This window comes from Pseudomonas cavernae (assembly GCF_003595175.1).
GTDB lineage: Bacteria > Pseudomonadota > Gammaproteobacteria > Pseudomonadales > Pseudomonadaceae > Aquipseudomonas > Aquipseudomonas cavernae.
On sequence record NZ_CP032419.1, the window covers coordinates 1,638,000 to 1,659,573 of the forward strand.

Annotated in this window: 23 protein-coding genes; 13 read left to right on the forward strand and 10 right to left on the reverse strand. The window is 66.4% G+C overall.

Annotation, left to right across the window (positions count from 1 at the left end; translation table 11 throughout):
- Positions 1-70: 70 nt before the first annotated feature.
- Positions 71-454, forward strand: a complete 384-nt coding sequence (locus D3880_RS23325) for a VOC family protein (RefSeq protein ID WP_162934956.1) — start codon at positions 71-73, stop codon at positions 452-454.
- On the opposite strand, the gene D3880_RS07635 is transcribed toward D3880_RS23325, so the two are convergent.
- Both D3880_RS07635 and D3880_RS07640 read right to left on the reverse strand, forming a co-directional pair.
- Positions 393-2,825 carry a spermine/spermidine synthase domain-containing protein gene (locus D3880_RS07635; protein ID WP_119892879.1) on the reverse strand — a complete coding sequence of 811 codons (2,433 nt, stop codon included), beginning with the start codon at positions 2,823-2,825 and terminating at the stop codon, positions 393-395. The two genes, D3880_RS23325 and D3880_RS07635, sit on opposite strands and share 62 nt — an antisense overlap.
- Before the next feature lie 2 nt (positions 2,826-2,827).
- On the reverse strand, positions 2,828-3,571 hold the full coding sequence (locus D3880_RS07640) for a protein-L-isoaspartate(D-aspartate) O-methyltransferase (RefSeq protein WP_119892880.1): 744 nt from the start codon (positions 3,569-3,571) through the stop codon (positions 2,828-2,830).
- Between the two features lie 319 nt (positions 3,572-3,890).
- On the opposite strand from D3880_RS07640, the gene D3880_RS07645 reads away from it, so the two are divergent.
- The gene (locus D3880_RS07645; RefSeq protein WP_119892881.1) at positions 3,891-4,175 is read left to right on the forward strand and encodes a type II toxin-antitoxin system HigB family toxin; all 285 of its coding nucleotides are present in this window, start codon (positions 3,891-3,893) and stop codon (positions 4,173-4,175) included.
- A gap of 8 nt (positions 4,176-4,183) precedes the next feature.
- Positions 4,184-4,585 (forward strand): helix-turn-helix domain-containing protein, encoded by a 402-nt coding sequence (locus D3880_RS07650; protein ID WP_119892882.1) that lies wholly within the window; start codon positions 4,184-4,186, stop codon positions 4,583-4,585.
- 85 nt (positions 4,586-4,670) lie between these two features.
- Here the strand turns inward: D3880_RS07650 and D3880_RS07655 are convergent, their stop codons facing one another.
- On the reverse strand, positions 4,671-5,708 hold the full coding sequence (locus D3880_RS07655) for a metal-dependent hydrolase (protein WP_119892883.1): 1,038 nt from the start codon (positions 5,706-5,708) through the stop codon (positions 4,671-4,673).
- A 140-nt stretch (positions 5,709-5,848) separates the two neighbouring features.
- Between D3880_RS07655 and D3880_RS07660 the strand changes: the two genes are divergently transcribed.
- The 4 genes from D3880_RS07660 (at position 5,849) to D3880_RS07675 (ending at position 8,460) form a co-directional block, all read left to right on the forward strand.
- Positions 5,849-6,277, forward strand: a complete 429-nt coding sequence (locus D3880_RS07660) for an acyl-CoA thioesterase (RefSeq protein ID WP_119892884.1) — start codon at positions 5,849-5,851, stop codon at positions 6,275-6,277.
- Between the two features lie 55 nt (positions 6,278-6,332).
- On the forward strand, positions 6,333-6,746 hold the full coding sequence (gene arfB, locus D3880_RS07665; protein WP_119892885.1) for an alternative ribosome rescue aminoacyl-tRNA hydrolase ArfB: 414 nt from the start codon (positions 6,333-6,335) through the stop codon (positions 6,744-6,746).
- Between the two features lie 312 nt (positions 6,747-7,058).
- Positions 7,059-7,328: a ubiquitin family protein gene (locus D3880_RS07670; RefSeq protein WP_119892886.1), complete on the forward strand. Its 270-nt coding sequence runs from the start codon at positions 7,059-7,061 to the stop codon at positions 7,326-7,328.
- 13 nt (positions 7,329-7,341) lie between these two features.
- The gene (locus tag D3880_RS07675) at positions 7,342-8,460 is read left to right on the forward strand and encodes a WD40/YVTN/BNR-like repeat-containing protein (RefSeq protein WP_119892887.1); all 1,119 of its coding nucleotides are present in this window, start codon (positions 7,342-7,344) and stop codon (positions 8,458-8,460) included.
- Between the two features lie 242 nt (positions 8,461-8,702).
- On the opposite strand, the gene phnE is transcribed toward D3880_RS07675, so the two are convergent.
- The 4 genes from phnE to D3880_RS07695 are packed head-to-tail and all read right to left on the reverse strand — an operon-like array spanning position 8,703 to position 11,933.
- Positions 8,703-9,470: a phosphonate ABC transporter, permease protein PhnE gene (phnE, locus tag D3880_RS07680; RefSeq protein WP_119892888.1), complete on the reverse strand. Its 768-nt coding sequence runs from the start codon at positions 9,468-9,470 to the stop codon at positions 8,703-8,705.
- A complete protein-coding gene (locus tag D3880_RS07685) occupies positions 9,467-10,294 on the reverse strand; it encodes a PhnE/PtxC family ABC transporter permease (RefSeq protein ID WP_119892889.1) in 828 nt (275 codons plus the stop codon). Before D3880_RS07685 ends, phnE begins: the two co-directional genes overlap by 4 nt.
- Entirely contained in the window at positions 10,288-11,085 is a 798-nt protein-coding gene (locus D3880_RS07690) for a phosphonate ABC transporter ATP-binding protein (RefSeq protein WP_119892890.1), read from the reverse strand. Before D3880_RS07690 ends, D3880_RS07685 begins: the two co-directional genes overlap by 7 nt.
- Positions 11,082-11,933, reverse strand: a complete 852-nt coding sequence (locus D3880_RS07695; protein ID WP_119892891.1) for a putative selenate ABC transporter substrate-binding protein — start codon at positions 11,931-11,933, stop codon at positions 11,082-11,084. The genes D3880_RS07690 and D3880_RS07695 overlap by 4 nt, the downstream gene beginning before the upstream one ends.
- A 130-nt stretch (positions 11,934-12,063) precedes the next feature.
- Between D3880_RS07695 and selD the strand changes: the two genes are divergently transcribed.
- Both selD and mnmH read left to right on the forward strand, forming a co-directional pair.
- Positions 12,064-13,098 (forward strand): selenide, water dikinase SelD, encoded by a 1,035-nt coding sequence (gene selD / locus D3880_RS07700; RefSeq protein WP_119892892.1) that lies wholly within the window; start codon positions 12,064-12,066, stop codon positions 13,096-13,098.
- Positions 13,098-14,198, forward strand: a complete 1,101-nt coding sequence (gene mnmH, locus D3880_RS07705) for a tRNA 2-selenouridine(34) synthase MnmH (protein ID WP_119892893.1) — start codon at positions 13,098-13,100, stop codon at positions 14,196-14,198. Before selD ends, mnmH begins: the two co-directional genes overlap by 1 nt.
- 200 nt (positions 14,199-14,398) lie before the next feature.
- Here mnmH and D3880_RS07710 read toward each other — a convergent pair whose 3' ends face one another.
- The 3 genes from D3880_RS07710 to phhA form a co-directional block, all read right to left on the reverse strand.
- Positions 14,399-14,818, reverse strand: a complete 420-nt coding sequence (locus D3880_RS07710) for an anti-virulence regulator CigR family protein (RefSeq protein WP_119892894.1) — start codon at positions 14,816-14,818, stop codon at positions 14,399-14,401.
- A gap of 76 nt (positions 14,819-14,894) precedes the next feature.
- Positions 14,895-15,251, reverse strand: a complete 357-nt coding sequence (locus D3880_RS07715) for a 4a-hydroxytetrahydrobiopterin dehydratase (RefSeq protein WP_119892895.1) — start codon at positions 15,249-15,251, stop codon at positions 14,895-14,897.
- A gap of 111 nt (positions 15,252-15,362) precedes the next feature.
- Positions 15,363-16,148 (reverse strand): phenylalanine 4-monooxygenase, encoded by a 786-nt coding sequence (gene phhA / locus D3880_RS07720; protein WP_119892896.1) that lies wholly within the window; start codon positions 16,146-16,148, stop codon positions 15,363-15,365.
- Positions 16,149-16,430: 282 nt separating this feature from the next.
- On the opposite strand from phhA, the gene D3880_RS07725 reads away from it, so the two are divergent.
- The 4 genes from D3880_RS07725 to D3880_RS07740 all read left to right on the forward strand — a co-directional run bounded on the left by D3880_RS07725 (position 16,431) and on the right by D3880_RS07740 (position 21,478).
- Positions 16,431-17,984 carry a sigma-54-dependent transcriptional regulator gene (locus tag D3880_RS07725; RefSeq protein WP_119892897.1) on the forward strand — a complete coding sequence of 518 codons (1,554 nt, stop codon included), beginning with the start codon at positions 16,431-16,433 and terminating at the stop codon, positions 17,982-17,984.
- Between the two features lie 173 nt (positions 17,985-18,157).
- On the forward strand, positions 18,158-18,952 hold the full coding sequence (locus tag D3880_RS07730; protein WP_119892898.1) for a PP2C family protein-serine/threonine phosphatase: 795 nt from the start codon (positions 18,158-18,160) through the stop codon (positions 18,950-18,952).
- Positions 18,953-18,976: 24 nt separating this feature from the next.
- Entirely contained in the window at positions 18,977-20,506 is a 1,530-nt protein-coding gene (locus D3880_RS07735; protein WP_119892899.1) for a serine/threonine-protein kinase, read from the forward strand.
- Positions 20,507-20,623: 117 nt separating this feature from the next.
- Positions 20,624-21,478 carry an FHA domain-containing protein gene (locus D3880_RS07740; protein ID WP_119892900.1) on the forward strand — a complete coding sequence of 285 codons (855 nt, stop codon included), beginning with the start codon at positions 20,624-20,626 and terminating at the stop codon, positions 21,476-21,478.
- The last annotated feature ends 96 nt before the right edge of the window (positions 21,479-21,574 follow it).

Consider the following 21,574-nt stretch of genomic DNA (forward strand, 5'->3'; position numbering starts at 1 on the left):
GTCGCTGTGCGCATCTATCCCAGGGTTGTCCGACGAGTCAGGCCCCAAAGACACCTCGGCGGAGGCGCCCATGGTAGAAACTCAGGGTCTTACGCATATCAGCCTCGCGGTGCATGACCCGCAGAAGTCTGCCGATTTCTACGCCCAAGTATTCGGTGTTCGTGAGTACTACCGCGACGCCGAGCAAATCCAGGTTCAGGGGCCGGGTCCCTTCGATGTGTTGGCGTTCGAGCGGCAACCCGACCACGCCGGTCGCCGTGGCGGCATCACGCACTTTGGCTTTCGCCTCGACATCGAGGCGGACAGCGACGCGATGAACTGCGGCAAGCGGCATTCCACCAGATCATTCGTTTCACCTGGGTCTGTTGACGTTTCGCCCCGAACCGCCGCGATCAGGGAAACGCGACCGCCGCCGCGAGATACAGCAGCAACGCCAGCAGCAACACCACAGTGAATCCCAGGTGGATCGCCAGCAGGGTCGCCAGCACGGCCGCCACCACCGATACGCTGGCGTTGACGCCCCAGGCGATCGGCACCAGTGCTTCGGCGCGCGCGGAGACGCGCCCGAGTCCGAGCGGAAACGGCATGCCCATGGCGAACGCCAGCGGCGCGACCAGCGCGGCGCAGATGCCGAACCTGGCGAGGGTCGGCACCGGCGCCAGCAGCTGGAACAACGGGGGCAGGGCGATCAGGTAGAGCAGGGCGATCGCGCAGATCGCCAGGACCGGCCGCACCAGCGGATGAGCGGGCCCCACACCAGTACCAATGTCCGCCCGCCGCCGGCCGGAATACCGGCTGCCGAGGCCGGCGAAGATCAGGAACGCGCCGAGCGTTACCGCCACCGAATACAGCGGGTGGCTGAGGAACAGGGTGAACTTCTGGATGAAGGCGATTTCCACGAACATGAAGGCGACGCCGATGGCGGCGAAGTAGGCCACGACTCGCAGTTCGAACCTGGCCAAAGCCGCATTTCGAGAGCGCCGCTGGCGCCGCCGCGCCACCCACAGCGGCGCCAGGATCAGCAGCACGGCGGCCACGCCGGACTGCAGCAGCGTGGCGATCAGCACCGGATAGCCCCACTCCAGCATCGACAGGCTGCCCTGCGCCTTCAGCGCCAGCAGTTCCGGCAGCGAGCGCCACTTGAAGAAGTGGAAGAAATACGGCCGGTCATCCGTGGTGGGGCGCACATCGAACTTGTAGCGCGCCAGGAACTCCGCGCGCTCGCCGGATAGCAGGGCCTGCGCCGCGTCGAAGAACCAGGGCCGATCGAGCAGGTTGTAGCGGTTCGCCTCGGCCACGGTCATCCCGGGGTAGTAGGCCAGATCGAAGGAGCGCGCCCGGCAGAACGCCCGCAGCGCGGCGATGCCGGCGGCGCTGAAGTCCCTGTTGCTGACCAGCAGCGTCGCGGTCTTCCAGCCGCGGATCATGACGATGCGGCGCGCCGCGCTGGCCTGCCCGTCGCGCTCGATGGCCTCGGCCGCGGTGGCGAGCAGCCGGGGAATGTCGCGCGGCGGCAGGGTGACCCAGCGGGTGATGGCGAGCAGGCCGCCGGGCGCGAGATGGCGCAGGTACTCGGCGAAGGCATCCACCGTGTACAGGTAGTTCTCGGACAGCGCGTGCAGGCCGCCCGAGGCGGTGCCGAAGGAATCCAGCAGGGCGATCTGGATCAGGTCGTAAGGCTCGCTGCGCGAAGCCACCAGGCCGCGCGCCTCGCCGATCAGCACACGGACGTTGGGCGCGCTGTACGGTTTGCCGGAGAAGTCGGCGAAGCGGCGCTGGACCAGATCGATCACCTGCGGGTTCAGTTCGATGGCATCCACCGCGCTGGCGCCGTGGTAGATCGCCTGCAGCACATCGGCGCCGGCGCCGCTGCCCAGCACCAGCACGCGGGGTTGCCGCAGCAGGTGATAGGGCAGGGCCGAGGTCAGGTAGTCCAGGTAGGCGAGCGGCTCGCGGCGCCCGTCATGGCGGTTCAGCACGGAAAGGCCGTCGCCGTCGGTGAAGATGGCCAGTTGCGCGGGCAGTTCCTGCGTCGCGTTGAGGCTCAGGCCCGGCGCGTGGCGCAGGGGGATGGTCGGGCTGTCGACGACCGTGAGCAGGCCCAGCGGACTCCAAGTCTGGGCGATCGCGCGCGCGTCCTTGATGCGCAGCGTCTGGCTCAGTTCCTTGTACTCGGAGGGCGCCAGGGCGATCCAGCGCCCGGGCACGCCGGCCGGCAGCGCGACCGCCAGCGCCAGCAGCAACGGTACGAGCCAGCGCCTGCGCCCCGCGCAAGCCATGCCGGCCAGCGCACCGGCGGCGATGCCGCTGCCGCCCAGCAGCCGCAGCGCATCGACGGGCGTCAGGGCGAACAGCGCGGCGACGATCGCCAGGCTGCCCACGCCGGCGCCGAGAATGTCGAAGGCGTATATCCGGTGAATCTGTTCCTGAAAGCAGGTGAAGGTCAGGCAGATGCACAGCGCCGCGCAGAAGAACGGCACGAACAGCAGCAGGTAGATCCACAGCAGGCGCAGCGGTTGTCGCGCATCCCAGACGATCTCCAGCGGATTGAACGGAACCTGCTGGGCCAGGCTGAAGCAGGCGATCGCGCTCAGCCCGAACAGCACCGCGCCGCCGATGAACACGCCGTGGAAGCGCGGCGCCAGCACAGGCCGCGCCAGCGCCACGGCGGTGCCGGCCGCGCCGTAGCCGAGCAGCGCGACGCTGATCATCATGTAGGCGAAATGGTGCCACTGGATGATCGAAAGCAGCCGCAGCAGCAGCACCTCATAGCCGAGCGCGGAGGCCGACAGCAGCGCCAGGGCGAGCAACGGCGGCGAATGCATGCTCAACCGCCTCCGACCAGCGGCACGAAGCGCACAGGCAGCACCTGCCGGGTGGACAGGCTGCCATCGCCGGCCTTCTCGATCAGCAGCAGGTACTGGATCATGAACGGCGCGCCGACCGGGATCACCATCCGCCCGCCGGCCTTGAGCTGGGCGATCAGTGGCGGCGGCACATGGCTGGCGGCGGCGGTGACGAGGATGGCGTCGTAAGGCCCGTGCTCGGGCCAGCCGTGGTAGCCGTCGCCCAGCCGGGCCTGCACCTTCGCATATCCCAGCCGGCCCAGGCGCTCCCCGGCCTGCACTGCCAGCGGCTCGATGATCTCCATCGTGTAGACCGCCTGCGCCAGCTCGGCGAGGATCGCCGCCTGGTAACCCGAGCCGGTGCCGATCTCTAGCACCACGTCGCCGGGCCCGACCTGCGCCAGGTCGGTCATCAGGGCGACGATGTAGGGCTGGGAAATGGTCTGGCCGTAGCCGATCGGCAGCGGCCGGTTCTCGTAGGCGTAGGACTCCTCGTCGGGCGGGACGAACCTGTGGCGCGGCACCCTGGCCATCGCGGCCATTACCGGCGCGGCGAACTCGGCCCTGCCGGTTTCGTCGCGGGTGACCGACGACATGTCGGCGATCTCCCGCACCATGGCGTCGCGCAACGGCGCGAACGGGTCGTCGGCATGTAGGCCGGCGGATGCCAGCGCCAGGGCGATGGCAGGCGCCAGGATGCGCGTCAGGAGCGCCACCGGCTTCACGATGACTCCTCCGCCTGAGGAACAGTCGAATCGTATGGCCGGCGGGCTGGCTCGGCAAGTCGAGGGTGCCGGCGACCAGACGGCCACGACGAATGCCTGAGAGCCTGTCTACGATCTGCTGCGCGTCGGCCAAACTGCGTTGAAAACGGCTTCGGAATGCTCATTTACAACTCGTAAACTCCGCTTCCTCAGCCGTTTTCGCCTTGTTTGACTCTAGCTCGCGAGATCGTAAACAGGCTCTGAGAAAATATCGCAACTTGTAATACTGACGGCATCGCGACACCTTGGCTTCATAGCAAGTTGCGATAACAGGCTCACAATGCGCGTCATTACTCAGAAACGCATCCGGGAAGCCCAGCAGAAATGGCCACACTCGGCCAATGCACCGGAGGCCTGGTATCGCCTGATCCGACGCACAGGCCCGAGCGACTTCGCCGCCATGAAGCAGCTATTCCCCAGCATCGACAAGGTCGGCGACAAGCATGTGTTCGACATCGGCGGCAACAAGCTGCGCCTGATCGCAGTGGTGGACTACCAGTTCAAGAAGGTCTTCATTCGCGCCGTGCTCGATCACAAAGAGTACGACCGCAACCAATGGAAGTGAGGTGACAGATGAACGCAATCCTGAAGCAAGCGGCGGAGCACTGGCGCTATGTGGCGCCCCTGCTCACACCGGCACAGACCGAAACGGACTACGACACGCTGGTTACGGTCCTCGACGAACTGCTCGACGAGATCGGCGGCGCCGAAGGCCACCCGCTGGCAGCTCTGGCCGCACAGATGGGCGACCTGATCGGCGCCTACGACAGCGAACACTTCCCCATCCCGGACGCACCAGGGCATGAAGTACTGCGCTTCCTCATGCAGGAACACGGCCTGCGCCAGGAAGACCTGCCCGAGATCGGCCCGCAATCGGTTGTATCGGAGATCCTGGCAGGAAAGCGCCAGCTCAACGTGCGCCACATCCGCGCACTGACCGCCCGCTTCAACGTGCCGGCGGACGTGTTCTTCTAACCCCCGAGGCTCGCGGAAGGAGCAATCCGGTTAGGGTCTGTTGCCGTTTCGCTCCGGCCGCGACGGAGCGAAACGGCAACAGACCCTAGCGGCTTAGCTCTTGCGCCCACTGCGCCAGCGGCACCGGCTGGCGCTGATCCCAGATCCGCAGCCAGAGCTGGCGCAGATGCTCCAGATCGCCACGCTCGCTCGGCCAGCGCTCGACCCGCGGCGGCAGGCGCCACTCGCCCCCGCGTCGTTCGGCCATCACGAAGCGGAATGGATGGAAGCCGGTCATGCCCAGACGCAGGTCGGTGATCACCAGCTGCTCGCCGATGCGGTCGTAACGCAGGATGCCGTGGGTGAACCAGGCGAGCCGCCGGTGCTGCGGTGAGTCCACCAGCACCTTGGCCAGTTCGCTGCCGCGCGGAATGCGCTCAAGCCGTGGCGGCGCGCGGTCGAACCAACTCACCAGCGCCTCGTAGTAATAGTCACCTTCCAGTATCACCACCCGCCAGAGCAGGCTGTTGAACGGCGTCGGCGCGCTGAACAGCGCCTGCGGCCGGATCTGCTCGCGCGCCAGCACCTGCTCGACGCGCTGCTCGGCCATCCACTTGCCGGCCACGGTGAAGGCCAGGTACAGGCTGGACAGGGCCAGCGCCACGACTGGCAGCCGCCTGCGCTTGCCCCGCAGCCCACCGACCAGCCCGGCGCCCACTGCCACCAGCAGCGGCAGGGTATACAGCGGGTCGATGATGAAGATCGTCGACCAGGCCAGCGGCGGCGTACGCAGCGGCCAGAACAGCTGGGTGCCGTAGCTGGTGAAGCAATCCAGCAGCGGATGGGTGGCCAGCACCAGCCACAGGGTCAGCAGCAGCCTTTGCGTGGAATAGCCCGCATCGGGGTGCAGGCGCCGAACCAGCCAGGTGAGCAGCAGGGCCAGGCCGCTGAGCACCAGCAGCGAATGGCTGAAGCCGCGGTGATGGGTCATCCAGGCCACCGCGTCGCCATAGTCGATCACCACGTCGAGGTCCGGCTGGGTGCCGAGCAGCGCGCCGTAGAGCAGCGCCTTGCGCCCCTGCCAGCGGCCGAGCAGGGCGCCCTGGAGCGTGGCGCCGAGCGCCATCTGGGTGATCGAGTCCATGCCTGTCCCTTCCTGCGTTCGGGTGGCCAAGGTAACCAAAGCTCCCGCTCGACGCGGCAGAAAAATCTTCACCGGGGATTTCCGTTGCTGGCGTGCCCTGGATCTAGGCTTAAGATTCCCCCCTCTCGAGGAAGGCCGCCATGCTCGCCTACGACTTTCAAGTGGCCTGGGCCGATCTGGACTCCAACGGCCACGTCAAGAATTCCCGTTATCTGGACTACGTCTCGCAGGCGCGCTTCCTGTTCCTCGCCGAGTTCGGCTTCACCCCGCAGGCGTTCGCCGAGGTGAAGATGGGGCCGGTGGTGTTCGAGGACCGCGTGCAGTACCGCCGCGAGATGCGCCTGCTGCAGAAGTTCAGCGTGCAGGTGCGGGTCGGCGGGCTGTCGGAGGACGGCGCCAAGTTCATCATGGTCAACGACGTGGTCAATGAGAAGGGCGAGCTGTGCGCCAAGGTGACCTCCAATGCCGCCTGGTTCAGCCTGGAATCGCGCAAGATCACGCCGCCGCCGGCGGCATTGAAGAAGGCCATGGAGGACGCGCCGCGCACCGAGGATTTCCATTGGCTGTGAGCCGCTCGCGGGGCGCCGGGTTATGCTGGGCACCCCTGATAGCTTGCGTACCGCCATGCTGGTGATCTCCAACAGCGTCCATCTGCCCGACGACGAGGTCGAGCTGACCGCCATCCGCGCCCAGGGCGCCGGCGGGCAGAACGTCAACAAGGTGTCCAGCGCGGTGCACCTGCGCTTCGACAGCCAGGCCTCGTCGCTGCCGCCGTTCTACAAGGAACGCCTGCTGGCCCTGCGCGACAGCCGCATCACCGCCGACGGGGTGGTCATCATCAAGGCCCAGCAATACCGTACCCAGGAACAGAACCGCGCCGACGCCCTCGAGCGCCTGGCCGAACTGATCCGCAATGCCGGCAAGACCGAGAAGGCCCGGCGGCCGACCAAGCCGACCCTTGGCTCGAAGAAGCGCCGCCTGGAAGGCAAGACCAAGCGCGGGGCGATCAAGGCCGGGCGCGGCAAGGTGGAGTTCTGAGAGTCTGATTACGATCTGCTGTGCTTTTTGCTTTTATCCCCTCGCCCCTCTGGGGAGAGGGCTAGGGAGAGGGGCCGAGCGGTCAGGCCAACGTCTTTCCTGCCTGATTCCCCTCTCCCCCAACCCCTCTCCCATGAATGGGAGAGGGGAGCTAAAGCGGCGCCTCCGAATGAACAACCTACCGAGAGATCATCTAACTCGCGAGATCGCGAGTCGGTTCTGAGACGCGGGCGACCACCAGTCGCTCACCTGCCCAACTGTGGTCAGCGCTTCTAGACTGTAAGCGTCCATTTTCCTGCTGTGTTCCGAGCCATGTCCCATCTCGTCTTCGCCCCTGCCATCCAGCGGCATGTTGCGGTTCCCGATTGCGAGGTGACGGCGCCGACGGTGGCGGCCGCGCTGGAGCAGGTGTTCAGCGCCAAGCCGCAGCTGCGTGGTTATCTGCTCGACGACCAGGGCCATCTGCGCCGACATATCGCGGTGTTCGTCGATGGCCTGGCGATTCGCGATCGTCTCCATCTCAGCGACAGCATCGACGCCGCAACGGACATTTACGTGGTGCAGGCGCTGTCCGGCGGTTGAGGAGGTATTGCTTATGAGCGACCGACTACTGATAGCCACCCGCAAGGGCCTGTTCATCCTGCAGCGCAATAGCGGCGGGCAGTGGGAGCTGGCGCAGACGCACTTTCTCGGCGAGCCGGTGAGCATGGTGCTCGCCGACCCGCGCGATGGGGCGCTGTACGCCGCGCTCAACCTCGGCCATTTCGGCGTCAAACTCTGGCGCCGGCCGGCGGGGCAGGCGGACTGGCAGGCCTGCGCGGTGCCGGTCTATCCGCCACAGCCCGAGCCTCCCGAACCACCACCTGCACCCGTCGAGGGTCAGCCGCCGCCGGCGCCCTGGAACCTGCAGCAGCTGTGGATTCTGGAGCCTGGCGGTGCCGACCAGCCCGGCGTGCTGTGGGCCGGGACCATCCCCGGCGGGTTGTTCCGCTCCGCCGACGCTGGCGACAGCTGGAGCCTCAACCGGCCGCTGTGGGACCAGCCCACGCGCAGCCAGTGGTTCGGCGGTGGCTATGACTATCCCGGCATCCATTCGATCTGCGTCGATCCGCGCGACAGCCGGCACCTGAGCGTCGCCATCTCCTGCGGTGGCGTCTGGCAGAGCCATGACGGCGGTGCCAGCTGGAACTGCACCAGCAGCGGCATGTTCGCCGCCTACATGCCGCCGGAGCGGCGCGAGGAGGGCAGCGTTCAGGACCCGCATCGCATGGTGCATTGCCCGGCGCAGCCCGAGACGCTGTGGGTGCAGCACCACAACGGCATCTTCCGCTCCACCGACGGCGCCGAGCACTGGCAGGAGGTGCCGGCGCAGCCCTCCAGCTTCGGCTTCGCCGTGGTGGTCCATCCGCAGCAGGCGGATACCGCCTGGTTCGTGCCGGCGGTCAAGGACGAGTGCCGGGTGCCGGTGGACGCGCGCTTCCTGGTCAACCGCACCCGCGACGGTGGGCGCAGTTTCGAGGCGCTAACCAGTGGCCTGCCGGCGTCGCCGAGCTATGACCTGATCTACCGCCATGGACTGGACATCGACGCCAGCGGCGAGCGCCTGGCCATGGGTTCGACCACCGGCGGGCTATGGCTGTCGGAGAACGCGGGCGACAGCTGGCAGTGCCTGTCGGCACACCTGCCGCCGATCTATTGCGTGCGCTTTGGGTAGATTGGCCTTGCTCTTGTAGGTTGGGTTGAGCGCAGCGATACCCAACAGGGGCGCCGATGGGTATCGCTGCGCTCAACCGCATCCTACGTACCAGCTCCGTAGGGTGGAAAACCGCGCAGCGTTTTCCACCAGCGGACCGGTGGATGTTCAAAGCGACATCCACCCTACAACTAGGGAGAGGGCGAGCTGCCTCCCTCCCTCTCCCCCGGCCCCTCTCCCACAAGTGGGAGAGGGGAGCAAATTTACGCCCGCACCCAGCGCTGCCGCGCCCAGTTGCTCAGCGCATCGACGCCGAACACCAGCACCAGCATGGCGAGGATCACCGTGCTGGCCTGCGCCTCCTGGAACAGGCTGAGGCTGACGTAGAGCATCTGCCCGAGGCCGCCGGCGCCGACGAAGCCGAGCACGCTGGCCATGCGGATGTTGTTTTCCCAGCGATAGAGAATGTAGGCCAAGAGCTGCGGCCACAGGTTCGGCAAGCTGCCGTAGCAGAACGCGGCGATCTGGCTGCCGCCGTTCAGGCGGATGGCTTCGCCGGGCTCAGTCGGGGTGTTCTCCAGCGCCTCGGCGAACAGCCGACCGAGCACCCCGGCGGTGTGCAGGGCTAGGGCCAGGGTGCCGGCATTCGGGCCGAGGCCGGCGGCCAGCACCATCAGCGCCGCCCAGACCAGCTCGGGAATCGCCCGCAAGGCGTTGAGCAGCAGGCGCGCGGCACTCTGCGCCAGAGCGCCGAAGCGGCCGGCGGCGGGCAGCGCCAGGAGCAGGCCGAGCAACGCCGCCAGCAGTGTGCCGAGCGCGGACATCGCCAGGGTTTCCAGGGCGCCGCGGGCGATGGCGCGCAGATGCTCGGCGCTCAGGTCGGGACTGAGGAAGCGCCGCGCGTAGGCGCCCATCTGGCTCAGGCTGTCGGCGCCGAACACGCTGCCGAGGTCGATGGCCAGGTAGGCGAAGGAGGCCACCACGGCAGCGGCGATGGTCAGCAGCAACAGCAAATTGAGCAGGCGGTTCATGTCAGCCTCGCGCGCAGCAGGCGGCTGAGCAGATCGGCCAGCAGCACCAGGACGAGGAAGGTCAGCAGGATGCTGGCCACCTCGCCACCGGCGAACATGCGCAGCGACAGGTCGATCTGCTGGCCCAGCCCGCCGGCGCCGACGAAGCCCATCACCACCGAGGCGCGGATCGCGCATTCCCAGCGGTAGACGGTGTAGGAGAGCATCTCCGCCCCGGCATTCGGCAGGATGCCGTAGGCGAAGGCGGCCAGCCGGCCACCGCCGGCGAGCATCAGCGCCTGGGCTGGCCGACGATCCACCGACTCGCAGATCTCGGCGTAGGCCTTGCCGAGCATGCCGCTGTAGGTGATGGCGATGGCCAGCACCCCGGCGGTCGGGCCGAGGCCGACGGCACGCACGAACAGCAGCGCCCAGACGATCTCCGGCACGCTGCGCAGGAAGATCAGCAGCCCGCGCACCGGCCAGCGCAGCAGGCGCGCCCACCACACCGGCAGCCCGCCACGCGGCAGCGCCGACAGCGACAGCGCGCGGCTGACCAGCAAGCTGGCGGGCAGCGCCAGCAGCAGGGCGAGGGCCATGCCGGCGGTGGCGATCGCCAGGGTCTGCAGGGTGGCCTGCCACAGCAGCAGGAGAAACTCGGGGTCATGCGCCGGCGGCCAGAAGCCGGCGATGAAGCTGGCCATCCCGGCGGCGCTGTCGCCGTCGAGCAGCACGCCGAGGTCCAGTTCGCTGAGACGCACCCCCGGCCACAGCAGGGCCAGGGTCAGGGCCGTCAACAGCAGGCGCGGCAGGCTGGCGGGGTCGCGGGTCACGGCCTTCAGCATCGTGGAATCTGCACGCGCACGGTGATCGTCGGCGCTGGCGGCGACTCCAGCTGCTCGTTGGCGTAGAGCGCGTCGAGCAGCGCCTGGTCGACCTCGGCGGCCGGGCGGTCGAAGGCGATGCGGCCGTCGCGCAGGCCGATGATGCGCGGGAAGTGCGCCAGTGCCAGTTCCACCGCATGCAGGCTGGCGACCAGGGTGATGCGCTGTTCGCTGGCATGCCGGCAGAGGATGCCGAGGGTGTGCCCGGCCAGCACCGGGTCCATGGCCGACACCGGCTCGTCGGCCAGCAGCAATTGCGGCGCCTGGTACAGCACGCGGGCGATGCCGACGCGCTGCAACTGGCCGCCGGACAGTTGCTGGCACTGGGCGAACAACTTGTCGCCCAGGTCCAGTTTGCCCAGCGCCGTCTGCGCGCCGGCGAGGTCGAGCGGATGCAGCAGGTTCAGTAGGCCTTTCAACAGCCCCCACTGGCCGAGCTTGCCGGCCAGCACCGCGGTCACCACCCGCTGCCGGGCCGGCAGCGGTGGTGCCTGGTGGACCAGGCCAATGCATGCGCGCAGGCGCTGGCGCTGACGGCCGGAAAGCCGCCAGGGCTGGGCGCCGAGCACTTCCACGCTGCCGGTGGTCGGGCGCAGGCCGGTGGCTAGCAGTTGCAGCAAGCTGGTCTTGCCGGCGCCCGAGGGGCCGATGATGGCGACTCGTTCGCCGGCGGCGATGTGCAGATCGATGCCGCGCAGGGCGGTCGATCCGCTGGCATGGCTGAGGCTCGCCCGGGTCAAGCGCAGGGTCATTTCAACAGGCCGGCGGCGCGGGCGGCGTCCTCGATCCCCTGGTAGTTTTCCGGCTTGGTTTCGATGAAGCGGCTGGCGGCCTGCAGGTCGAGAATCGCCTTGTGCTCCGGGTTGGCCGGGTCGAGGGCGAGGAAGGCCTGCTTGATCTTCGCCGCCAGCGCCGGGTCGAGCGTCCCGCGCACCGTCCAGTTGTAGTCGTAGTAGGTCGGCGTGGTGGCGAATACATGCACCTTGTTCAGATCGACCTTGCCAGCGTCGACCAGCTTCTGCCAGACCGAGGCGTTGAGCACGCCGCCATCGACCTTGCCGGCCTGCACCCAGGCCAGCGTGGCGTCATGCGCGCCGGAGTAGGCCACGCGGCTGAAGAAATCCTCCGGCTTGATGTCGTCCTGCAACATGAAGTAGCGCGGCATCAGGCTGCCGGAGGTGGAGGAAATCGAGCCGAAGGCGAAGGTCTTGCCCTTCAGGTCCTGCAGGCTCTTGACCTTCGGGTCGGCGCTGATGAATTTGCTGGTGAACTTCTCGTCCTGCTCGCGTTGCACCAGGGGAATGGCGTTACCGGTTTTCAAACGCACCTGGACGAAGGTGAAACCGCCCAGCCAGGCCAGGTCCAGACGGTCGGTGGCCAGCGCCTCGACCACCGCCGGGTAGTCGGCCACCGGCACGAACTCGACCTTCATGCCCAGCTGTTGTTCCAGATAGGCGCCCAGCGGCTTGAACTTGCGCAGCAGTTCGGTGGGGGCCTCATCGGGGATGGCGCTAACCCTGAGCGTGTCGGCGGCGTGGGTGATGACTGCGGATAGAGACAGGGCAAAGCCGGCGGCGAGCGCCAAGGATCGTTTGAGCATGGGGGTTCTCCGGTTCAATAGCGGAAAAAGCTCGCGAATTATAGGTGTTTGCCCGCGCCGATGGGCAGGAAGGTGAGTCCGGCCGCGACTTTGTTAGAATCCGCCGCCATACCATCATGAGGACTGCCCGATGAGCGAGCCGATCCGTCTGACCCAGTACAGTCACGGCGCTGGCTGTGGCTGCAAGATTTCCCCCAAGGTACTCGACGTGATTCTCGCCGGCAGCGGCGCCCAGCAGCTCGATCCCAAGCTCTGGGTCGGCAACGCCTCGCGTGACGACGCCGCGGTCTACGCGCTGGACGAGGAGCGCGGGGTGGTGTCGACCACCGACTTCTTCATGCCGATCGTCGACGATCCCTACGACTTCGGCCGCATCGCCGCCACCAACGCCATCAGCGACATCTACGCCATGGGCGGCGAGCCGTTGCTGGCCATCGCCATCCTCGGCTGGCCGGTCAATGTGCTGGCCCCGGAAGTGGCGCGCGAGGTGATCGCCGGTGGTCGCGCGGTCTGTGAGGCGGCAGGTATTCCGCTGGCCGGCGGGCATTCGATCGACGCCCCCGAGCCGATCTTCGGCCTGGCCGTCACCGGGGTGGTGAACAAGCGTCACTTGAAGCGCAACGACACCGCCAAGGTCGGCGACCGCCTGTACCTGACCAAGCCGCTGGGCATCGGCATCCTCACCACCGCCGAGAAACAGGCCAAGCTGCGTGCGACAGACGTCGGTCTGGCACGCGACTGGATGTGCACCCTGAATAAGCCCGGCAGCCGCTTCGGCAAGCTGGCCGGGGTGACGGCGATGACCGACGTCACCGGCTTCGGCCTGCTCGGCCATCTGCTGGAGATGGCCGAGGGCAGCGGCCTCACCGCGCGCGTCGAGTACGCCCGGGTGCCACGCCTGCCGGGCGTCGAGCACTATCTGGCCGCGGGCTGCGTGCCCGGCGGCACCCATCGCAACTTCGACAGCTACGGCGACAAACTGGCGCCGCTGAGCGAGGAGCAGAAGCTGCTGCTGTGCGACCCGCAGACCAGCGGCGGCCTGCTGGTGGCGGTGAGCGCGGAGGGTGAGGGCGAGTTCCTGGCCCTGGCCGCCGAGCTGGGCCTGAGCCTCGAGCCAATCGGCCTGTTGCTCGAGCGCCAGCGCCATGCGGTCGAGGTGCTGTGATGCGTGACGACAGCGCCGACTACCGCGAACTGTTTCTGCGCGATGTGCCGATGATGGATGTGCGCGCGCCGGTGGAATTCGGCAAGGGCGCCTTCCCGCATACCGTCAACCTGCCGCTGATGGATGACCTGGAGCGGCAGAAGGTCGGCACCTGCTACAAGCAGCACGGTCAGCAGGCGGCCATCGCACTCGGCCACCGGCTGGTCAGCGGCGATCTCAAAGAGCAGCGCATCGCCGCCTGGACGGAGTTCGCCCGCCGCCATCCCGAGGGTTATCTGTACTGCTTCCGTGGCGGCCTGCGCTCGCAACTGGTGCAGGAGTGGCTGAAGAACGAGGCCGGCATCGCCTACCCGCGGGTGATCGGCGGCTACAAGGCGTTGCGTAACTTCCTGCTGGAAACCCTCGAGCAGGCTGTCGAGCAGTGCGCTTTCGTCCTGGTCGGCGGGCTGACCGGCTGCGGCAAGACCGATGTGGTCCTGCAACTGGCCAACGGCCTGGATCTGGAGGGCCACGCCAACCACCGCGGTTCCAGCTTCGGCAAGCGCGCCACCGCGCAGCCGGCGCAGATCGACTTCGAGAACCAGCTGGCCGTCGACATCCTCAAGAAGCGCGCGGCCGGTATCGAGCAGTTCGTACTGGAAGACGAAGGCCGCAGCATCGGCAGCTGCTCGGTGCCTTGGGAACTGTTCCAAGGCATGCGCGGTTATCCGCTGGTGTGGCTGGAGGACGGTTTCGAGGAGCGCGTCGAACGCATCCTGCGCGACTATGTGATCGGCCTGTATGGCGAATTTATCGCCGAGCATGGGCCGGAGCAGGGCTTCGCGCGCTTCGGCGAACGCCTGCAGCAAAGCCTGGCGAATATCGTCAAGCGCCTTGGTGGTGAGCGCTACCAGCGCCTCGCCGAACTGATGCAGCAAGCGCTCGACGAGCAGCAGCGCAGCGGCGCGGTGGAACTGCACCGCGGCTGGATCGAGGGGCTGCTGGCGGAATATTACGACCCGATGTACGCCTTCCAGCTCGAGAGCAAGGCCGAGCGCATCGAGTTCCGCGGCACCCAGGCCGAGGTGTTGGAGTACCTGCGCGACAGAACTCGCCGCTAAAGGCAGTTGTAGGGTGGATGTCGCTTTGTACATCCACCGCCGCGCCGGTGGAAAACGCTTCGCGGTTTTCCACCCTACCGGGCTTAAGTACGTAGGATGGGTTGAGCGCAGCAATACCCATCAGGCGGTGCCATGGGTATCGGCGCGGTACGCCTCAACCCATCCTGCGGGATTGACCGAGAAGGCCGCTCCAGGGCCGGTCAATCGAGCGCGTCGTGCAAGACCTCGTAGATGATCCCCGTGGCAATCGCCACCAGTACGACATCCGCGCCGGCCTGCTGCCATTCATAGCCATCGTAATGCGGCAGCTTGCCGAGCAGGCGGCTGTCGAAGCGTTTGGCGATGCCCGGTGGCAGCGGCTTGCCGCGTGCCAGGTTCTTCTGGATGCCCGGCGGCAGGCCCTGCACCGGGCCGATCAGGTCGCGGTTGTCGCCGAGGATGATGCGCACCTGGCCGATGTCGATGCTCGGCCCTCTGAGATCCACGCGGACGTCGTCATCGTACTGGGCGTTGCCGCCCTTATGCCCGGAGTTGCCGTGGTCGCCCTTGGGCGCGGCGCTGGCGGAGGCGGCAACCAGCAGGCTGCAGAGCAGGGTGGCGGTGAACGAGCGGTAACGCATGGAACTCTCCTGTGGGGATGCTTGCCCTCAGGTTAGCGAACTGCTGCCAGTAACGACAGGCGCCGCATCACAGCGCTCACTTGCGGCCCATCGAGTTGTTCGCCACTTCGTCGGTGCGCGCGGCCATGATCAGGTCGTTACGGTGCAGACCGTTGATGGCGTGGGTCCACCAGGTCACGCGGACCTTGCCCCACTCGGTGAGCAGCGCCGGGTGATGGCCCTCGGCTTCGGCGACGGCGCCGACCGCTATGGTGAAGCCCAGGGCGTGCTTGAAATTGCCGAACAGGTAAGTGCGTTCGAGCTGCATCACGCCGTCGCGGACTTCGATGTTCCACTCGGGAATCTGCTTGAGCAGTTCGGCCAGTTCGGTTTCGGATACGTGCGGGGCGTCGGCGCGGCAGGCTTCGCAGTGGGCTTGGCTAAGGGCGGTCATGGTCGGGCTCCGGAAAATGCTGGGATGATCAAAGCGTAGGGTGGAAAACCGCGCAGCGTTTTCCACGCGGTTTAATCAGAGGTGGATAAGCCGCAAGCGGCGTTATCCACCCTACGCGGCTTTGGGTGGGAACTTCGGCGCGTGCAGGCCGAGGCGCATGGCCTGCTGGACCAGGCCCATGATGTCCTCGTGGGCCAGCTCGAACAGGCGCTTGAGCTCGGGCAAGACGAAGTACAGTGGCTGCAGAATGTCGATGCGATAGGGCGTGCGCATCGCGTCGAGCGGATCGAAGGCCTGATGCTCGGGCTGATCCGACAGACTGTAGAGAGTCTCCTTCGGCGATGAGAGGATGCCGCCGCCGTAGATGCGCCGGCCCTGGGCGGTATCGACCAGACCGAATTCGATGGTCATCCAGTACAACCTAGCCAGGTAGACGCGCTCTTCCTTGCTGGCCTGAAGGCCGAGCTTGCCGTAGGTGTGGGTGAATTCGGCGAACCAGGGGTTGGTCAGCAGCGGGCAGTGGCCGAAGACCTCGTGGAACAGGTCGGGCTCCTGCAGGTAATCGAGTTCTTCCGGCCGGCGGATGAAGGTGGCCACCGGAAACTGCTTGCTGGCCAGCAGGGCGAAGAAGGTCTGGAACGGAATCAGCGCCGGCACCCGCACCACGCGCCAGCCGGTGGCTTGTTCGAGCACGCGGTTGAGTTCGCCGAGCTGCGGGATGCGCTCCAGGGGCAGGCCGAGCTGCTCGATGCCGTCCAGATATTCCTGACAGGCGCGCCCTTCGACCACCTTGAGCTGGCGACTGATCAGGGTGTGCCACACCTCATGCTCGGCTTGCGGGTAATGGATGAAGCCATCGGCATCGGGTTCGCGGGCGACATAGGGCGTGTTGTTCATCGCGCCTCCTCAAGCGGAGTTTTGTTGTTGTATTGACTGCTTGATAGCGCGAAAGCGTTGCCAATAGGAGTGCCTCTGGCAGCGCCGAGGGTCAGGAATACGGGTGTTTTCGTAAAGAAACAGTTACGAGATTCCGGCGCGCACCAGCCATCGCCTTGCTGGAGATAGGAGTTGTCACATATTCTTTACGAAAGAATCGGGCCGGCGGCTGAAAAGTCGGCCTGATGCGTCCCCTCTCCCGTGAATGGGAGAGGGGGTGAATCCACTTCCGAGTTGCCTGCCATGCGCATCAAAGTCCACTGCCAGAACCGCGTCGGCATCCTGCGCGACATCCTCAACCTGCTGGTCGACTACGGCATCAACGTCGCCCGCGGCGAGGTCGGCGGCGAGCAGGGCAATGCCATCTATCTGCACTGCCCGAACCTGATCAATCTGCAGTTCCAGGCCCTGCGGCCGAAGCTGGAAGCCATCCCCGGGGTGTTCGGGGTCAAGCGCGTCGGCCTGATGCCCAGCGAGCGCCGCCATTTGGAGCTGAACGCCTTGCTCGGCGCCCTGGACTTCCCGGTGCTGTCGATCGACATGGGCGGCTCGATCGTCGCTGCCAACCGCGCCGCCGCGCAGTTGCTCGGCGTGCGGGTCGACGAGGTGCCGGGGATTCCGTTGTCGCGCTACGCCGAGGACTTCGACCTGCCCGAACTGGTGCGCGCCAACAAGTCGCGGATCAACGGCCTGCGGGTCAAGGTCAAGGGTGACATCTTCCTCGCCGATATCGCCCCGCTGCAGACCGAGCATGACGAGAGCGACGCCCTGGCCGGCGCGGTGCTCACCCTGCATCGCGCCGATCGGGTCGGCGAGCGCATCTACCACGTGCGTAAGCAGGAACTGCGCGGCTTCGACAGCATCTTCCAAAGCTCCAAGGTCATGGCCGCGGTGGTGCGCGAGGCGCGGCGCATGGCGCCGCTGGATGCGCCGCTGCTGATCGAGGGCGAGACCGGCACCGGCAAGGAACTGTTGGCGCGTGCCTGCCACCTGGCCAGCCCGCGCGGCCAGTCGCCGTTCATGGCCTTGAACTGCGCCGGCCTGCCGGAATCCATGGCCGAGACCGAGTTGTTCGGCTACGGCCCCGGCGCCTTCGAGGGCGCGCGCCCGGAGGGCAAGCTCGGCCTGTTGGAGCTGACCGCCGGCGGCACGCTGTTCCTCGACGGCGTCGGCGAGATGAGCCCGCGCCTGCAGGCCAAACTGCTGCGCTTCCTGCAGGACGGCTGCTTCCGCCGGGTCGGCAGCGACGAGGAGGTGTACCTCGACGTGCGTGTGATCTGCGCGACCCAGGTCGACCTGTCCGAACTGTGCGCCAAGGGCGAATTCCGCCAGGACCTCTATCACCGTTTGAACGTACTCTCGCTGCATATCCCGCCGCTGCGCGAATGCCTGGATGGGCTGGGGCCGCTGGCCGAGCACTTCCTCGACTCGGCCAGCCGGCAGATCGGCTGTCCGCTGCCCAAGCTTGCGCCGCAAGCGTTCGAGCGCCTCAACCACTACCACTGGCCGGGCAACGTGCGGCAGCTGGAGAACGTGTTGTTCCAGGCGGTGTCGCTGTGCGAGGGCGGCACGGTCAAGGCCGAGCATATCCGCCTGCCGGACTACGGCGCGCCGCAGCCGCTCGGCGACTTCTCCCTGGAAGGCGGCCTGGACGCGATTCTCGGCCGCTTCGAGAAGGCCGTGCTCGAGCGCCTCTACGCCGAGCACCCGAGCAGTCGTCAGCTGGGCAAGCGCCTCGGCGTGTCGCACACCACCATCGCCAACAAATTGCGCCAGCATGGCTTGGGTAAGGAGTAGAGGCCCAAGCCTCGACTGCTTAACACTTCGTGCGGAAATCTATGCAGAACAATGACAGCGCCGGGCGGCAGTCGCATCATGCACCACTGCCGAAACAGCCGCTGCGGTGTGTTTCGTGCTTTTCATCGCAGGCATTAAAATGCCAATCTGCAGTACCAAAGGTTATAAAAAACATGCCAATGACGCTCACCGATGAGTTCATAGGGTACGCGGCGCAGACGGACACAGGCCGAGTGCGCCGGCACAACGAGGACGCCGTGCTCTGTTGTTCGGAGCTGAAGCTGTGGGCGGTCGCCGACGGCATGGGCGGCCACCAGTGTGGCGAGGTGGCCAGTGCCATCGCGCTGGAAACCCTGCGGGAAGCGACCGCGAGCGGAGCCGATCTGGTCGCCGCCATCCATGCGGCGAATGCCGCCATCCTCGCTGCGGCCGGGCAGGACTCCAACCGGCGCGGCATGGGCAGCGCAGTGGTTGCCGTCCGCTTTGCCGGGGCCGATTTCGAGCTGGCCTGGATCGGCGACAGTCGGGCCTATAGGGTCAGCGCCGACAGCATCGGGCAACTGACTCGGGATCACAGCTGGGTGCAGGCGATGGTCGATGCCGGTGAGATGAGCGCAGACGAAGCGCGCAGCCATCCGCGGCGGAACGTCATCACCCATTGCCTGGGTCGGGATGAACAGGCACTGGAGGTTGGCTTGGTGCAGGGGACCTTGGGGCCAGGTGAGCTGCTCCTATTGTGCAGTGACGGCTTGACCTGCGAGTTGACCGATCAGCAGATCCAGCAGCTCTGTGCGACCGTCAGCACCCTCGATGGGCTGGTGGCGCAGTTGATCGAGCGGGCTAACCAGCTGGGCGGCAAGGACAATATCTCCTGCATAGTGCTGGGCCGCGCAGTGCCGGAACAGCCGGTTGCCGAGGCTCGGCCGCGCAGTTTTCTCAGTAAGTTGTTGAACCTTCGCAAGCAATAACCACTCGACGCGCACTGACTCCCCATGAATGACAGGTTGCTTGAAATACCCGGCTATAGCGTGCACGGGCGGTTGGGTAAGGGCGGGATGGCCGAGGTCTATCTGGCGACCCAGGAGTCGCTGCACCGCAAGGTGGCGGTGAAGGTCTTGCGCAGCGCCGATGATGAGGCGTTCAGCAAACGCTTCATCAAGGAGGGGCATATCGTCGCCTCCTTGCATCACCCTTCGATCATCACCATCCACGACATCGACAAACTGGCCGATGGCCGTCACTACCTGGCCATGGAGTTTGTCGCCGGGGGCGATCTGGCCCAGCACAAGGGCGAGGTGTTCGAGCCGCAGCGCGCCCTGGCCATCGTCCGGCAGATTGCCAGCGGCCTCGCCGTGGTGCATGAGAAAGGTCTGGTGCATCGCGACATCAAGCCCGCGAACATCCTCTTCCGTGACGACGGCACGGTGGTGATCAGCGATTTCGGCATCGCCAAGGAACTGGAACTGGACAACGAACTCACCCAGTTCAACATCGCCGTCGGCAGCCCGGCCTACAGCAGCCCGGAGCAGGCGCAGTGCCAGCCGCTGGATGCGCGCAGCGATATCTACAGCCTGGGTGTCATCCTGCTGGAAATGCTCAGCGGGGCGAATCCCTATCGCGGCTCCAGCTACACCCAGACCGTGATGAACCATGTGCAGATGGAGCTGCCCAGCCTGCCGGCGCACCTGAGTCAGTACCAGAACTTGCTGGAGCGCATGCTGGCCAAGGACCCCGACGAGCGCTTTGCCGACTGCAGGGTGCTGCTGGCAAGCCTGGCCGAGCTGAGCGAGGCGGAGCTGGACCACACGCGCCTCGCCCCGGCGCTGAGCTTGGAGCGACCCGGCAAACAGCGGGCGGCCACTGGCGGGCGGAGCACGCCCGTGCGCCTGTTGTGGGCGCTGCTCGGGCTGCTGCTGGTCGGCGTTGCCGGCGGCGCGGGCTATTACGTCCATCAGCAGATGAAGATCGCCGACTTCCTCGCCCGCGGCGAACAGCGTCTGGCCGAAGGCAAGCTGCTCGAGCCGGCGCAGGATAATGCCGACTACTTCTTCCGCCAGGTGCTGCTGCTCGATGAGGCCAATGCCGACGCCGAGTCCGGTTTGCAACGGGTGCTCGAGGCGCGGGTCGCCGGCTACCTGCAGCTGGCCGAGCGAAGCATCGCCGAGGAGCGCCTGCTGCTGCCCGAGGACAACAGCGCGGTGTTCTATTACCGCCAGGTGCTGGGCTGGGTGCCGGGGCAAGAGCAGGCGTTGGCTGGGCTGCAGCGCGTGGCACAACACTACATCGACCAGAGCGAAGGCGCCTATGCCAGACGGGAATACGCCCTGGCGCTGGAATACATCAAGCATGGCCTGGAAGCGCAGCCCGACAACGAAGTGCTGCTCAAGCTTTACGATGACCATGAGCAACGCGTGCGCAAGGCCCGGGCGACGCGCCCCCGCGCAACGAACTCGTCGAGCAGCCAGGAGCAGAAGCAACCGAACGCCATCAAGCGCCTATGGAATCGTCTCTTCGATAATTGAGCGCGCGGTGCCGAGCGGCCGGTTGAGTGACCGCTGCCGGCGTAAGGTGCAGGTGGTGAGTAATAGGGTCACGGGTTGAATTGGCGTTGCGCAACTTTCTTAAGGTAGACACCGAGCATGCTTAGGATTCACTTCACGGACAATCGCCAGGCGCCCATCTGGCTGGTGGATGAACGCTTCACCATCGGCCAGGACAGCCGCAACAAATTGGTGCTGACGGATTCGGAGATCAGCCCTTTTCATGCCGAAATCCGCCAGGATCACGGCCTCTACTACCTGACCGACTGCGGGACCCAGGCCGGTACCTATGTCAACGATGAGCGCATCGGCGCGCGCTACCAACTGCGCTCGGACGACAAGGTGCGGCTCGGTTCGCTGGAGCTGCTGCTGGTCGACCCGGCGAAGAACAAGCCGAAGGCCGAGGCGCCCGCGCGCTGGTTCCTGCAGGTGATCAAGGGCGAGCATCAGGGCCACAAGTACCATGTGACCGGCTCGATGACCTTCGGCCGCTCCGTGAAGTGCGAGCTGTGCTTCAGCGACCTGGAGCTGTCGCGCCGACACTGCGAGTTCTTCCTCAAGGACGACGTGCTGGAGATCAAGGACCTGGCCTCCGCCAACGGCGTGTTCGTCAACCACCAGAAGCTCAGCACGGCCGTGTTGCTGCCCGGCGACCAGGTACGCATGGGCTCGGTGACCCTGCTGGTGATCGGACCCAAGGTCGAGGTGCCCCAGGTCGAAGATGAAGACGCCACCCTGTTCATGCGCGCCATCGACCTGCCCAAACCAGCCAAGCCTAAACCAGCTAGCCAGCCGGCAATCACCAATCCGTTGCGAGTGGCGGCGGCCAATGCCGCGCAGAAGCGTGACGAGCCGGCGGTGCAGGCGAAGCGACCGCTGAACAAGGCATGGCTGGGGCTGCTGGTTGTGGTAGCGGTGGCGGCTGTGGCCCTGACGGCGCAGGCCATGCTCTGAGCGGCGGCTTACGCCCTAATTTAGGCGTGCGCCCCAAGTGCGCCACCCGCATCGCCAATAAGCTGCGCCAGCATGGGCAGGGCAAGACCTGAGTCG

Excerpts from the sequence above, each read along its gene's own strand:
- D3880_RS23325 (WP_162934956.1), top strand. The coding sequence starts at position 71 with ATGGTAGAAACTCAGGGTCTTACGCATATCAGCCTCGCGGTGCATGAC.
- D3880_RS07635 (WP_119892879.1), bottom strand. The coding sequence starts at position 2,825 with ATGCATTCGCCGCCGTTGCTCGCCCTGGCGCTGCTGTCGGCCTCCGCG.
- D3880_RS07645 (WP_119892881.1), top strand. The coding sequence starts at position 3,891 with ATGCGCGTCATTACTCAGAAACGCATCCGGGAAGCCCAGCAGAAATGG.
- D3880_RS07650 (WP_119892882.1), top strand. The coding sequence starts at position 4,184 with ATGAACGCAATCCTGAAGCAAGCGGCGGAGCACTGGCGCTATGTGGCG.
- D3880_RS07655 (WP_119892883.1), bottom strand. The coding sequence starts at position 5,708 with ATGGACTCGATCACCCAGATGGCGCTCGGCGCCACGCTCCAGGGCGCC.
- D3880_RS07660 (WP_119892884.1), top strand. The coding sequence starts at position 5,849 with ATGCTCGCCTACGACTTTCAAGTGGCCTGGGCCGATCTGGACTCCAAC.
- arfB (WP_119892885.1), top strand. The coding sequence starts at position 6,333 with ATGCTGGTGATCTCCAACAGCGTCCATCTGCCCGACGACGAGGTCGAG.
- D3880_RS07670 (WP_119892886.1), top strand. The coding sequence starts at position 7,059 with ATGTCCCATCTCGTCTTCGCCCCTGCCATCCAGCGGCATGTTGCGGTT.
- D3880_RS07675 (WP_119892887.1), top strand. The coding sequence starts at position 7,342 with ATGAGCGACCGACTACTGATAGCCACCCGCAAGGGCCTGTTCATCCTG.
- phnE (WP_119892888.1), bottom strand. The coding sequence starts at position 9,470 with ATGAACCGCCTGCTCAATTTGCTGTTGCTGCTGACCATCGCCGCTGCC.
- D3880_RS07685 (WP_119892889.1), bottom strand. The coding sequence starts at position 10,294 with ATGCTGAAGGCCGTGACCCGCGACCCCGCCAGCCTGCCGCGCCTGCTG.
- D3880_RS07690 (WP_119892890.1), bottom strand. The coding sequence starts at position 11,085 with ATGACCCTGCGCTTGACCCGGGCGAGCCTCAGCCATGCCAGCGGATCG.
- D3880_RS07695 (WP_119892891.1), bottom strand. The coding sequence starts at position 11,933 with ATGCTCAAACGATCCTTGGCGCTCGCCGCCGGCTTTGCCCTGTCTCTA.
- selD (WP_119892892.1), top strand. The coding sequence starts at position 12,064 with ATGAGCGAGCCGATCCGTCTGACCCAGTACAGTCACGGCGCTGGCTGT.
- mnmH (WP_119892893.1), top strand. The coding sequence starts at position 13,098 with ATGCGTGACGACAGCGCCGACTACCGCGAACTGTTTCTGCGCGATGTG.
- D3880_RS07710 (WP_119892894.1), bottom strand. The coding sequence starts at position 14,818 with ATGCGTTACCGCTCGTTCACCGCCACCCTGCTCTGCAGCCTGCTGGTT.
- D3880_RS07715 (WP_119892895.1), bottom strand. The coding sequence starts at position 15,251 with ATGACCGCCCTTAGCCAAGCCCACTGCGAAGCCTGCCGCGCCGACGCC.
- phhA (WP_119892896.1), bottom strand. The coding sequence starts at position 16,148 with ATGAACAACACGCCCTATGTCGCCCGCGAACCCGATGCCGATGGCTTC.
- D3880_RS07725 (WP_119892897.1), top strand. The coding sequence starts at position 16,431 with ATGCGCATCAAAGTCCACTGCCAGAACCGCGTCGGCATCCTGCGCGAC.
- D3880_RS07730 (WP_119892898.1), top strand. The coding sequence starts at position 18,158 with ATGCCAATGACGCTCACCGATGAGTTCATAGGGTACGCGGCGCAGACG.
- D3880_RS07735 (WP_119892899.1), top strand. The coding sequence starts at position 18,977 with ATGAATGACAGGTTGCTTGAAATACCCGGCTATAGCGTGCACGGGCGG.
- D3880_RS07740 (WP_119892900.1), top strand. The coding sequence starts at position 20,624 with ATGCTTAGGATTCACTTCACGGACAATCGCCAGGCGCCCATCTGGCTG.